This is a genomic window from Veillonella sp. ACP1 (genome assembly GCF_000286635.1).
Classification (GTDB): Bacteria; Bacillota; Negativicutes; order Veillonellales; family Veillonellaceae; genus Veillonella; species Veillonella atypica.
This window is the reverse complement of sequence record NZ_ALKL01000014.1, coordinates 40,860-53,588: the sequence shown is the minus strand read 5'-3', so window position 1 is coordinate 53,588 and position 12,729 is coordinate 40,860. Positions and strand designations below refer to the sequence as shown.

At 38.1% G+C, this 12,729-nt stretch carries 11 protein-coding genes; all 11 read left to right on the top strand.

Features of this window, described 5'->3' with window-relative positions:
- Nucleotides 1-3 precede the first annotated feature (3 nt).
- The 11 genes from HMPREF1151_RS06145 (at nucleotide 4) to yvcK (ending at nucleotide 12,717) form a co-directional block, all read left to right on the top strand.
- Nucleotides 4-1,095, top strand: coding sequence for an LptF/LptG family permease (locus HMPREF1151_RS06145; RefSeq protein ID WP_009661424.1), 1,092 nt, complete (start codon nucleotides 4-6; stop codon nucleotides 1,093-1,095).
- 45 nt (nucleotides 1,096-1,140) lie between these two features.
- A complete protein-coding gene (locus HMPREF1151_RS06140; protein WP_005376558.1) occupies nucleotides 1,141-2,349 on the top strand; it encodes a DUF3084 domain-containing protein in 1,209 nt (402 codons plus the stop codon).
- A 96-nt stretch (nucleotides 2,350-2,445) separates the two neighbouring features.
- Nucleotides 2,446-2,970, top strand: coding sequence for a hypothetical protein (locus HMPREF1151_RS06135; protein WP_005381780.1), 525 nt, complete (start codon nucleotides 2,446-2,448; stop codon nucleotides 2,968-2,970).
- On the top strand, nucleotides 2,963-3,832 hold the full coding sequence (locus HMPREF1151_RS06130) for a YitT family protein (RefSeq protein WP_009661475.1): 870 nt from the start codon (nucleotides 2,963-2,965) through the stop codon (nucleotides 3,830-3,832). Before HMPREF1151_RS06135 ends, HMPREF1151_RS06130 begins: the two co-directional genes overlap by 8 nt.
- A 10-nt stretch (nucleotides 3,833-3,842) precedes the next feature.
- Nucleotides 3,843-4,415, top strand: coding sequence for a signal peptidase I (gene lepB, locus HMPREF1151_RS06125; RefSeq protein WP_009661483.1), 573 nt, complete (start codon nucleotides 3,843-3,845; stop codon nucleotides 4,413-4,415).
- 252 nt (nucleotides 4,416-4,667) lie between these two features.
- Nucleotides 4,668-5,939 (top strand): putative porin, encoded by a 1,272-nt coding sequence (locus HMPREF1151_RS06120; protein ID WP_009661426.1) that lies wholly within the window; start codon nucleotides 4,668-4,670, stop codon nucleotides 5,937-5,939.
- A gap of 462 nt (nucleotides 5,940-6,401) precedes the next feature.
- Entirely contained in the window at nucleotides 6,402-7,664 is a 1,263-nt protein-coding gene (locus tag HMPREF1151_RS06115; RefSeq protein WP_005376643.1) for an S-layer homology domain-containing protein, read from the top strand.
- Nucleotides 7,665-8,223: 559 nt separating this feature from the next.
- The gene (locus tag HMPREF1151_RS06110; RefSeq protein WP_009661436.1) at nucleotides 8,224-9,513 is read left to right on the top strand and encodes an S-layer homology domain-containing protein; all 1,290 of its coding nucleotides are present in this window, start codon (nucleotides 8,224-8,226) and stop codon (nucleotides 9,511-9,513) included.
- 107 nt (nucleotides 9,514-9,620) lie between these two features.
- Nucleotides 9,621-10,433 carry a Cof-type HAD-IIB family hydrolase gene (locus HMPREF1151_RS06105; protein ID WP_009661448.1) on the top strand — a complete coding sequence of 271 codons (813 nt, stop codon included), beginning with the start codon at nucleotides 9,621-9,623 and terminating at the stop codon, nucleotides 10,431-10,433.
- 11 nt (nucleotides 10,434-10,444) lie between these two features.
- Nucleotides 10,445-11,356, top strand: a complete 912-nt coding sequence (gene rapZ / locus HMPREF1151_RS06100) for an RNase adapter RapZ (RefSeq protein WP_009661493.1) — start codon at nucleotides 10,445-10,447, stop codon at nucleotides 11,354-11,356.
- Nucleotides 11,357-11,367: 11 nt separating this feature from the next.
- Nucleotides 11,368-12,717 carry a uridine diphosphate-N-acetylglucosamine-binding protein YvcK gene (yvcK, locus tag HMPREF1151_RS06095; protein WP_005381793.1) on the top strand — a complete coding sequence of 450 codons (1,350 nt, stop codon included), beginning with the start codon at nucleotides 11,368-11,370 and terminating at the stop codon, nucleotides 12,715-12,717.
- The last annotated feature ends 12 nt before the right edge of the window (nucleotides 12,718-12,729 follow it).

The following is a 12,729-nucleotide window of genomic DNA, read 5'->3' as shown; positions in this document are numbered from 1 at the left end:
ACCATGCGCTTATTAGATAAATATATTTTAAAAGCCTTTGTAGGTCCATTCCTATTTGGGGTATTTGCTTTTACCAGTATTTTCATTGGTACAGGTACATTATTCCGCATTGCTCAATATATAACAGAATATGGTGCTCCGCTACTACTCGTTATGAAAGCCTTCTTTTTAGCTATGCCAAGCATTATTTTATTGACATTCCCTATGTCTGTATTGCTTGGTTCGCTGATGGCTTTCAGCAGACTAAGTAGTACTAGTGAAATTGTAGTTATGAGGGCTGGTGGCCTTAGTTTTTTACGACTTGCAATGCCTGTATATATTTTAGCCTTGCTTATTTCTATTGGTGCTGTAGCATTTAATGAATTTGTCGTACCACGTACAAACAATATGTATCAAACCATTGTGCGCGAAGAAATTATGAAGAATGCATCGCCACAAACGCAAAATCATATTGTGCTAAAATCTATGAATGGTGACAATCTTAGTACATTGATGTATGCTAAACACTATGATAGTGAAAGTAAAAAACTAAGCATGATTACGGTGCAACAATTCAATGACAAAGGTGAACTACAACAGGTAGAAAATGCGGAAAATGCTGAATGGAATGGCCAAGTATGGGTCATGCATAGCGGTATAATCTATGACGTATCGGCCGGTGAAGGTGTAGAGCGGACAATGAAGTTTAAAGAACAAGTATTGCCAATTAAATCTACACCAAATGAAGTACAACAAGATCAACGTAAACCAGAAGAATTGACGATTAAAGAATTGCGTCATCAAATTAAAGCATATAAAGCTGCATATACAAATTCTAATAAGTTAGAAATGGAAATGTATCAACGTTTTACCATTCCGTTGGCAAGCTTTGTATTTGCCTTAGTAGGCGCACCGTTGGGCTTGCAAAAACAAAGGTCTAGTTCGTCTATCGGATTTGGTATCAGTATTTTAATCATCTTTATTTACTATGGTGTCATGACCTTTGCCGGAGCTCTTGGTAAGGGTGGTGCATTACCAACATGGATGGCAGCAATGATTCCTGATACATTAGGTATCATTGCCGGATTATATTTAAATTGGCGTGTTTCACGCTAATAGATAGTATGTTGGATTACAATTTATTTTGAAAGGAGGGACACCATGCTTGTAGGATTAAAGATTCTCGTTATTATCGCTATCATGGGCGGGCTTATTGCCTATATGGGTGATAAACTAGGAACAAAGGTCGGTAAGCGTAGAATGTCCCTCTTTGGATTGCGTCCTAAGCATACATCGATTATTGTAACGATTGTAACAGGTCTACTCGTTGCAGCTGCAACGGTTGGTGTTCTTACAATTACATCGCAAAGCGTACGTACTGCGCTTTTTGGGATGGATCAATTGCGGGCAGATATGAATCAGCTAACAGCAGAAGTAGCTGCTAAAAATGCTGAATTAGAACAAGGTCAAGCCCTATTGGAAGCTAATAAAAAAGAATTAGCGGACCGTATGGCTGAGATTGAAACAATTCGCAAAGAGGTTGAACAAAGCCGTCAAGAATTAGCTGATGCAGAGGCTGCAAAGGTTGCTACAGAGGCAGAATTATCTGCATTACAAGCCTCCTATGATGAGGCCTCTAAAAAATTAGCTGCCTTGGAAGCTACACGGGCTAGTATGGAAAAACATATTGCCGACTTGCAGAAAACACAAGAAGAGTTAAAAACGGGGATTATCCATCTTAGAGAAGGTACGATTTTATTCCAAGTTGACCAATTATTAGCACAGGCAGTAGTGCGTAATGGTTTATCTCCTAATGAAGCGCGTGATGCAGTTAATAGTATTGTGGAAGATACAAATAAGCTCGTACTTCGTCGCTTAGGCGTTGAAGACCATGGTGAATCCGTCGTGTACGTGGACCGTCAAAATATAGAGGTTGCCATCTCGAAAATTGAAGAATCCAAAACGCCTATGGTTATCCAAGTGGTGGCAGCTGGTAATATCATTGCTGGTGAACCAGCAGTTGCGACGATTCACGTGTATCCACAACAATTTATTTATAAATCAGGTGACGTGATTGCTACGTCTGTTATCGATGGTGGTAGTAATGCTCAAGTCAATATGCTTCGTTTCTTGAAACAAGTCAATGAAGAGGCTAAGTCTAAAGGGGTTATACCAGATTCGTTGTCCGGTGATATTGGTACAATACCTGGAGATGAACTATTTTCTGCGATACGTCGCATTAGCATGCTACATGGCAAGGTATATGTAGAGGCGTATGCCGATGGTGATACATATTCATCTGGCCCTGTACACATTAAATTGCGTATTACACAGATGACAGATACGGGTAAACTTATAAAATCAAATTAGTTTCTATATAAATGGCCTATGTATTAAGATTTAATACATAGGTCTTTTATTTTGTGATAAAATATAACTATTGTATTGAGGAATGAGGAAAATAGTATGAATAATATATCGTATATAGCCGCTGTTGATCCAGGGAATGAAAAGACCGGTGTAGCTATTCTTTCACAAGCAGGTGAGTTAATATATCGAACCATTGTAGAAACTAAGACATTTAATAGTTCCTTTGAAAGTATATTAAGTACTTATCTTGGTATACATCATATCGTATGTGGTAATGGTACCAATCATAAGCATTTGTATCCATCTATACAACAAATTGGGCGCAATCATAAAATTACGACGAGTTTGATCGATGAATCACATAGTACTGAAGAGGCTCGAAAATTGTATTGGCAATATAATCCACCTACCGGTTGGCGTAGATTCGTACCAAAAGGCATGCAATTTCCACCTGAACCAGTAGATGATTTAACAGCCTATGTCATTGGTAAGCGATATACTAAACAATTGAAGGAAGAGGATTATAATAAACTTCAAGACTGTAAAGCAGAAGATGATTTAGAAGCTAAACGTTTAGCGGCAATTAAAAAATTATATAATGAAGGAGATACACATGAGTAATGTGATAAAAAAGATACATTGGTCCAGTATACTACTGCGATGTATTTGGATGATTATAGGGGCCCTGATTTATACGGTGGGCCTAGATCTATTTTTAGTGCCAAATAATATCATCGATGGTGGCGTTGTTGGTATATCTTTGATGACAGCTGAACTTACGGGGATATCGTTTAGTATATTTGTAGTATTAATTAATATTCCATTCTTGTATATTGGCTATCGCATTAATGGCAAGGTATTCACCATATCTACATTATTTTCTATCGTTTGGATGGCCATATTTTCATCCTTTGCCCATGAATTTACTCCGATTACAACCAATCCTTTTTTAGGCGCCATTTTTGGTGGTATCATACTTGGTATTGGCGTAGGCCTTATTATACGTAATGGAGGCTGCTTAGACGGGTCGGAAATCGTAGCTATTATTTTTGATAAACGAACTACATTTTCTGTAGGCGAGATTGTAATGGCCATGAATTTAGTCATCTTAGGGGCTGCCGGATTTGTATATAGTTGGGATAGTGCTATGTATTCCTTAGTAGCCTATTTTATCGCCTATAAAATGATCGATATTACAATTACAGGCCTTGAGGAATCAAAGGGTGTTATGATTATTACTGATGCAGACAATTCAGAGAAAATTGCGGATACATTAAATGCAAAACTAAATCGAGGCGTTACCATATTATATGGTGAAGGTGGTTATTTGAAAACACCTAAACATGCATTGTATTCAGTTGTAACTCGTTTAGAGATTACGCGTTTGAAGGATGCTGTATATGAAGTGGATCCATCAGCATTTATAACTATTCAAGATGTACACGATGTATTTGGTGGACGTTTTACTAAGAGTGGACATTAAGGGGGCTCTAATGAATAATAAATTTGTAAAAGAAACATTAGATTGGATATATGCCATTGTATTGGCGCTAGTTATTGCAATGGTCATTCATATTTTTATCGTACAACCAACACGGGTATCCGGTGAATCCATGGAGGATACATTACATAATGGTCAATATTTAATCGTTACCAAGTGGCAACATATTATGCGTGATGTACCTGATTATGGTCAAATCGTTATCATTGATAGCCGTGTGAACCGTGAACGTACATGGACGGATGATGTGAAAGAACCATTGATGAACTATGTTAGTGTTATCGATAAATCTGCTCAAACAAATGATGTGTGGGTAAAACGTGTGATTGGTAGACCTGGTGATACATTGGAGTTTAAAGATGGTCACGTATGGCGTAATGGAGAAGAGTTACAAGAACCTTATACAAAAGATCCAACAATGAACTATAGCCGTTTTACACCTGTTGTAGTACCTGAAGGACATGTTTTTGTAATGGGGGATAATCGAAATCACTCGAGTGATAGTCGATTCATCGGACCTGTACCTGTAGATCATGTATTAGGTTTTGTAGAATATGCCCTATAGTAGATAATAGTCTATAAAAATGTATAGTTTTACGTGTTACAGCTCAATACTATAATGCTTTATATGAGAACGTATATTACTAAATTGTAATGTACGTTCTTTTTTATATATTATATGAAGTACTATATTGCTTGCAATCTATCTCTTTTATGCATATAACGATGAATGATTTATATAATCAATATCGTTTACAATGATATTGAAAATTGATATTATTTTTATGTTATGTGAATTTTTTATTGAGAGGTTTAGATGATGAATAAGAAAAATCTATCTTTAGCAGTTGCCGCATTATCTGTTGTGGGCGTAACGACAGTCTTTGCTGCCAATCCTTTTTCTGATGTAACACCTGATAGCTGGGCCTATCAATCCGTATCGCAATTAGCTAGTGCTGGCATCATTAATGGATATCCAGATGGTACGTTTAAGGGCCAAAAGGATATTACCCGTTTTGAAATGGCTCAAATGGTTGCTAAAGCGATGGCAAACCAAGATCGTGCTAATGCAGAGCAACAAGCGATGATTAATCGCTTAGCTGATGAATTCTCTAATGAATTGTCTAATTTGGGTGTACGCGTAGCCGCCTTAGAGGACCGTGTAGGGAATGTTAAGTTTTCTGGGGATGCTCGTATTAACTATGTTGAAAAGGAAGGCATTGATAATCTAGATTCGGAAGGTAAATTTGCAGCTCGTGTACGTTTGAATATGGATGCTAAAGTTAATAAGAATACATCTGTGAAAGCGCGATTAACGACAGGATCTATTGAACTTGGTGATGCAGCAAAAGATCATACTATGTCTTTTGATCTAGCTTATGTAGAGCACAAATTTGGCAAGAATCATATGGTAGATATTGGTCGCTATACACAAAGCTTTGGTGATGGTTTAATTTATTCTAGTAACTTTGATGGTATTGGGTATACAACACAAGTTGGAAAAGTAAAAGTAAATGCCGCTTATGGTTACCCAACACTAGGTCGATTTAGTAAGGCCTCTAAAGATAATAATACTGAAATGGCGCTTATTAACCTTAGTGCACCAGTAAATAAACACTTAAATGTAGGTGGTATGTTTGCTCATGTAGGTACTACTAACGTTAAAATGGGTAATGGCAAAACTATTAATGATTTTAACAATGTATATGGTTTTAATGCACAATACAATAGTGGAAAATTCGCAACTAATGCTGAGTGGGTGACTGCAACAGGTCTTAACAATAGCGATGTATGGAACGTAGGCGTTAAATGGGGCGACTACAAAATCACTAAGAAAAACTCCTGGCGTGTAGCTCTTGATTATTACAATCAAGAAAAGAATGCTCCTGTATTCAAAACACAAAAATATGAAGGTAATGACTTATATGGTAAGACTCGCCATGAAGGCTATAAAGCATGGCAGCTTAGTGCGTCCTATGCACCAGAAAAAAATGTAGGTATTACAACATATTATGGCTTCCATGCCAAAACACAAGAAGGCCATAAGGTAAATGATTACTATCGTGCAGACTTGTTATTTAAATTCTAATTAATGCTTATGAAATAAGATCTATCAGAGATGATAGGTCTTATTTTTTATTATAACTGATTAATTAAAAATATATTTATTAGTTTTGCATATTAATTGGCATAATATGATAGCTTAAAATACATTATTTTATACTTAAATAAAATGAAATTTTGTAAAATTTAATTTTGATAAATATAGATAAATACTGCTTTTGTTGTATAAAATCATTTCATGAAAGAAATTTCATCATATTTAATTGCATAAAATGCTTTACAAATTTGTTGACCGGATGTATATTGACATAACAGAAAGACAACACACCCAGTTGTGGTGATATACAAGAACAGAAGAAGAGGAAACGTGGATACTCATCAGGATGTTCTTATATAGATCATAACTAGATGTACAGTCTTCTGATAATATATATTTTTTTCTAAATTTGTTAGTCAAAAAGACTATATCAGAAAGAAGGAATCTATTATGAAAAAACAATTCGCAGCAGTATTTGCAGCAACAGCTCTTTTAGGTGTAACAAGCGCATTCGCAGCTAACCCATTCTCCGATGTAACTCCTGATTCTTGGGCATACCAAGCTGTATCTCAATTAGCAGCAGCTGGCATCGTTAATGGTTACCCAGATGGTACTTTCAAAGGTCAAAACGATATCACTCGTTACGAAATGGCTCAAATGGTAGCTAAAGCAATGGCTAACCAAGATAAAGCTAATGCAGAACAACAAGCAATGATTAATCGTTTGGCAGATGAATTCTCCAATGAATTGAACAACTTGGGCGTACGCGTTTCCAAATTGGAAGACCGTGTAGGTAATGTAAAAGTTACTGGTGATGCTCGTATCCGTTATCAAGGCTCTGAAGACAAAGGCGTTTACAAAGATGGTAGCAAATCTTTAACTGATGGCCGTGCTCGCGTTCAATTCAATGCAAAAGTAAATGATAAAACTGATGCAGTAGTTCGTGTTAAAGGTGGTTATGAATTCGGTGATGCTTCCAATGGTACAACTGCTAAAATTGACCGTGCGTATGTAGATCACAGATTTGGTCAAAACGTATCCGCTAAGGCTGGTCGTTTCAATCAAACAATTGGTGGCGGTTTAATGTACGATGATACATTCGACGGTGCTCAATTGAACGTTGGTAATGATAAAATTCAAGTACAAGGTGCTTATGGTTACATGATGGAAGGCGCTGCAGAAGGCAATGCTAAATCTGATAACCCATCTGTATCTTATGTAGGTGTTAAAGGCAAAATCGGTCAAGAATCCTCCGTTGGTGGTTTCTACTCCAGATTGTCTAGCGGTAAATTAGAACATAATGGTGCTAGCGTTGCTACCGATCATCAAAACGTATACGGCTTCAATGCAGACTTCCGCAAAGATAAAGTATGGGTTGGCGGTGAATGGTTGAAAGCTTCTGACGTAGCTAATTCTCAAGCTTGGACAGCTGGTGTAGGTTATGGTAACTACGACATCGCTAAGAAAGGTACTTGGGATGTGAAAGGTCAATACTTCAACCAAAAAGCTAATGCACCTATCGTAAGCTCCACTTGGGATCAAGCATATGACTTAACTAATACAAATAACGGTTACAAAGGTTATGTAGCAACCGTTGATTACGCTGTACAAGATAACGTAGGCTTAAGCGCTGGTTACGGTTTCAACTCTAAAGACCAAAGCGGTAAAGACTTATCCGATTTCTATCGTGCAGAACTTAACTACAAATTCTAATTGATAATCAAAAAACACTATTATGAAAACCATCTCTTAATAACATATAATAGTATATATAAAGGAGTCCTCCTTGGAGGGCTCCTTTTTGTATGTGAAAATAGTAATATGCAATATGTAGTATGAGTATAAAATGACTCAAATGTGAATTTATATTAATAAATAAAAATAATTACAATATATTTAATAAGTAAGGCTTAATAATTATGATGAGAATAAATATCATTATAAGAAAAAATGGATAAATTTGTATAAAATTTTGATTTTTTTGAGTTGTAAAAAATTTAGATAAAATCTAACTTTTCCAAGATTTTAAAAAATAAAATTTTTCAAATGAGAATGTAAATGAGAAAAAAGGGTTTACATCAAAAAATCTTCGTGCTAATATCATGGCAACAAGAGGCGGTAAGCAAAACATACTGAAATCTCGATGAAGAATTATGGCGAGGAAACGTGGACACTCCAAAGAGAATTCTAAATCTTGAAATTAGAATGAATTGTGAATCGCAACTTGTGAAAACAATTTTATTCTTATTTTTCAGAAAGAAGGAATTCAACTATGAAAAAACAATTCGCAGCAATCTTTGCAGCAACAGCAGTTTTGGGTGTAACTACTGCATTCGCAGCTAACCCATTCTCCGATGTAACTCCTGATTCTTGGGCATACCAAGCAGTTTCTCAATTAGCAGCTGCTGGTATCGTTAACGGTTATCCAGATGGCACTTTCAAAGGCCAAAACGATATCACTCGTTACGAAATGGCTCAAATGGTAGCTAAAGCTATGGCTAACCAAGACCGCGCTAACGCTGAACAACAAGCTATGATCAACCGTTTGGCTGATGAATTCTCCAACGAATTGAACAACTTGGGCGTTCGTGTAGCTCGTTTGGAAGACCGCGTTGGTAACGTAAAAGTAACTGGCGATATGCGTGTAAAATGGGAAGACCAAGAACATGCTTCCTCCAATACTGATGGCCGTGCTCGTATCCAATTCAATGCAAAAGTAAACGATCGTACTGATGCAGTAGCTCGTATTAAAGGTGCGTATGAATTTGGTGATGCATCCAAATCTTCTACAGTAACAATGGACCGCGCTTATGTAAACCATAAATTTGGTGAACGCGTATCCGCTAAAGCTGGTCGTTTCGGTCAAACATTCGGTGCTGGTTTAGCTTATGACTCCACATTCGATGGTGCTCAATTCAACGCTGGTAACGATAAAATCGGTTTCCAAGCTGCTTATGGTTACTTGACTTCTAGCAATCTTATGACTGCTTCCCATACACCAGCTGGTGCGACTGCAGCAACTACAACTGTAGAAAAAGATGCTAACGCTGAAGTAGTATACTTAGGCTTAAATGGTAAAGTAGGTAAACATGCTGATTTAGGTGGTTTCTATGCTCGTTTCAACGATGGCAAAGAATTAGGTGTTTCCGCAGATAATGGTGGCTCCGCTAAACTTAATAAATTCAAAAACGTTTACGGTTTCAATGCTAACACTAACTTCGACAAAGTTTGGGTTGGTGGCGAATGGGTAAAAGCTTCTAACATTAAAGACTCCACAGCTTGGACTGCAGGCATCGGTTATGGTGACTACAGCATCGCTAAAAAAGGTTCTTGGGATGTTAAAGGTCAATACTTCAACGCTAAAGAAAACGCACCTGTATTCGATTCCACTTGGAACCATAAATACATCCAAAACGCTAAAGGTTGGATGGCTTCCGTTGACTATGCATTACAACCAAACGTTGGCTTGTCCGCATACTACGGCTTCGACTGGAAAACAGCTGACAGCGCTAAAACTGACAAAGCTGACTTCTACCGTGCAGAACTTAACTACAAATTCTAATTTGATAGTTACAAATATAAAAGGGACTCCTTCGGGAGTCTCTTTTTTTGCACCCCTTATAAATGGTATAATAGATAAATACAGTAATTATATAAGGAGGTCTGCTGATGAATCCTTCTTTTTCACATATTCAGATGGTGGCTATCGATTGTGATGAAACATTGTTGCGCAGTGATAATACGGTGTCAGAGTATACTAAGGATGTTCTGCATCAATTGCAAGAGAAAGGCATTCGTATCACTATTGCAACGGGACGCATGTACCAAACGGCGAAGCCTGTTGGCATGTCATTGCAGCTTGGTAATGTGCCGATGATATTATTTTCTGGAGGCCTCATCCAAGAATTAGAATCAGGTCGTAAGCTATTTGAACGGACTGTGCCATTAGATACGGTGCAACGGATTTGGAAAATAGCAAGTCAATATGGTTGGCATATTCAGTCATATGTAGATGATCATCTATTGTGTCATCATCAGGATTGGCAATCGGATTTATATGAATGTCAAACAGGGGCTAAAGCTGAATTTTTAGGCGATTCTTTGTATGAACTTTCACAAGAGCCGAATAAATTAATTGCTATAGATACTGTTAAAAACATAGATTCTATCATTGATACATTGACGCCCATTGTAGGCGATACGGCTACGTTAGTGCGGAGCCAACAGGATTTTTTAGAAATCATTGCACCTCATGTATCCAAGGGCGATGCGTTATATCAGTTAGCACAGCAATATGGAATTGGCCTAGAGCATATCGTATCCTTTGGTAATGCAGAGAACGATATATCTATGTTATCTAAAACGGGGTACTCAGTAGCCGTTGAAAATGCTGTGGATCATGTAAAATCGGTAGCCTGTGAGGTATGTGGGCATCATAATGAAGACGGTGTAGCTCATTGGATTGAAGAACATTTATTATAATGGAGTAAGGTATGGAAGCATTTCGTTTATTAATCGTAACCGGCATGTCTGGTGCTGGAAAAACACAGGTGTTACAGGCATTAGAAGATATGGGCTATCTTTGTGTAGACAATATTCCGCCTGTATTAATTCCGAAACTGAGTGAGATTTGTCGTCAAGGTGGGGTCCGCACTAATCGCGTGGCCCTCGTCGTGGATATTCGGGGCGGTGAATTCTTTGAAGCTTTATCTGCTTCGTTAGAGACCTTGAATGAGATGAAGGTAGATTATGAAATCGTGTTCATGGATGCTAGTGATGAAACCTTGATTCGTCGTTATAAAGAGTCTCGCCGTAGTCACCCGCTCGCACCAAGTGGTCGCATTACAACAGGCCTAAGAAAAGAACGTCAAATTCTAGATTCTGTGCGCCATAAAGCGGATTATATTATCGATACAACGGATATGAAAACCGCATCCTTAAAGGAATACTTGAAAAAACGCTTTACTCAAGTGGCGGATAAACACGGCATGTCCGTAACTGTTGTGAGCTTTGGCTTTAAATACGGCTTGCCATTGGATGCAGATATGATTTGGGATGTTCGTTTCTTGCCAAATCCGTTCTATATTCCAGAATACCGTCATAAAACGGGGCGTGTACAGGTTGTTAACGACTATATTCACTCCTTTGACGTAACGGATGAATTTAAAAAACACTATTTTAATACTATGGATTTCCTTGTGCCTAATTATGAGAAGGAAGGCAAAGCACAATTTATTGTAGCCGTTGGTTGTACAGGTGGTATGCACCGCTCTGTTGCCATGGCAGAGGCTTTGTATGCTCATTTATTAGAAAAAGGTTATCGTGTCACGGTGGAACATCGGGATATGATGAAGAATAATGTGGAAGAAGATTTTAATCCACATCAAGCAGATCTAGGGGATTAAAAGGGGATTATATGTTACGAAAACGTTGGTTCCGGTGGTTAATCCCGGGCCTTAATATAAAACGTTGGCTTGCTCTCTATAGCTTGGGGGTAGGCTTATTAATCATAGGCATTTCACTATTATTTAACTATCAATGGTTATCGTATATAGAGGACATTGTTCTTGCCTATTCCTATTCCTTAACGGGATATTATAATTACAATGTATTGATTTTAGTGGGCGCAGTACTTATTGGTATAGCGGCTGTCTTGATTTTAGTTGGTACTAGCAAAGTTATTAAAACCATTATCCGTGCTGTTTTACCAGATCCCTCTAGCAAGGTATCGGATATTATCTTTCAAAATATCCGTCTTGATAAAGGCCCTAAAATCGTAGTTATTGGTGGTGGTACGGGCTTATCCAATTTATTGCGCGGTTTGAAAGCTCACACATCTAATTTATCGGCTATCGTTACGGTTGCCGATGATGGCGGTTCTTCCGGCCGCTTGCGAGAAGATTTTAAAATGATTGCACCTGGCGATTTACGCAACTGTCTTGTAGCTCTTGCAGAACAAGAAGGTGTTATGGAAAATCTTTTCCGCTATCGTTTTGAAGGGAACAATGAGCTCTCTGGTCATAGCTTTGGGAATCTCTTTATTACGGCGTTGGCACAGGTTTATGATGGCGATATAGAGGAGGCCCTCGAAGCGGCTAGTAAATTATTGCGTGTCCGCGGTCGTGTCATTCCGTCGTCTACAGAATTTATTCAACTCAGTGCTGAACTCATTGATGGCACAATTGTGGATGGTGAAAGTAATATTCCACACGCAGGAAAGAAGATTAAACGCGTATTTAGTAGTCCTGAACATCCAAAACCAGAAGGCGCTGCATTGCGCGCCATTGATGAAGCAGATGTTATCATATTAGGGCCTGGTAGTCTCTATACGAGTATCATTCCTAATTTATTGACTGACAAAATCGCGGACCATGTGCGCGCTAGTAAGGCCAATAAAATTTACATTGCCAATGTAATGACACAACCTGGTGAAACGTCTGGCTATACATTGGCTGATCACGTACAAGCTATCATCGACCATAGTGGGGGAGGCATCATCGATACGGTTCTCGCCAATGATGGACCTTTGCCAATTCAAATGGTAGAACAGTATAGCGCAGTTGGTTCAGAACCTGTGGCCATCGATTCTAAACGTTTACAAGACATGGGGATTCGCACGGTTAGAGCAACGCTTATTAGCCAAGAAAAACCTGCTATTCATGACCCAGAACGTTTAGGTAAGGTCCTTATGGATATCATATATGCTATGAAATCAGATATGGAACCACGGGTATTAGAATATTATTTACGCCGTGCTGATCATTAGAAAGGAAAACCT

Bases quoted from the DNA above. Each gene is read 5' to 3' on its own strand.
- HMPREF1151_RS06110 (WP_009661436.1), top strand. From the start codon at position 8,224: ATGAAAAAACAATTCGCAGCAATCTTTGCAGCAACAGCAGTTTTGGGT.
- HMPREF1151_RS06105 (WP_009661448.1), top strand. From the start codon at position 9,621: ATGAATCCTTCTTTTTCACATATTCAGATGGTGGCTATCGATTGTGAT.
- lepB (WP_009661483.1), top strand. From the start codon at position 3,843: ATGAATAATAAATTTGTAAAAGAAACATTAGATTGGATATATGCCATT.
- HMPREF1151_RS06120 (WP_009661426.1), top strand. From the start codon at position 4,668: ATGATGAATAAGAAAAATCTATCTTTAGCAGTTGCCGCATTATCTGTT.
- HMPREF1151_RS06135 (WP_005381780.1), top strand. From the start codon at position 2,446: ATGAATAATATATCGTATATAGCCGCTGTTGATCCAGGGAATGAAAAG.
- HMPREF1151_RS06130 (WP_009661475.1), top strand. From the start codon at position 2,963: ATGAGTAATGTGATAAAAAAGATACATTGGTCCAGTATACTACTGCGA.
- yvcK (WP_005381793.1), top strand. From the start codon at position 11,368: ATGTTACGAAAACGTTGGTTCCGGTGGTTAATCCCGGGCCTTAATATA.
- HMPREF1151_RS06145 (WP_009661424.1), top strand. From the start codon at position 4: ATGCGCTTATTAGATAAATATATTTTAAAAGCCTTTGTAGGTCCATTC.
- HMPREF1151_RS06140 (WP_005376558.1), top strand. From the start codon at position 1,141: ATGCTTGTAGGATTAAAGATTCTCGTTATTATCGCTATCATGGGCGGG.
- HMPREF1151_RS06115 (WP_005376643.1), top strand. From the start codon at position 6,402: ATGAAAAAACAATTCGCAGCAGTATTTGCAGCAACAGCTCTTTTAGGT.
- rapZ (WP_009661493.1), top strand. From the start codon at position 10,445: ATGGAAGCATTTCGTTTATTAATCGTAACCGGCATGTCTGGTGCTGGA.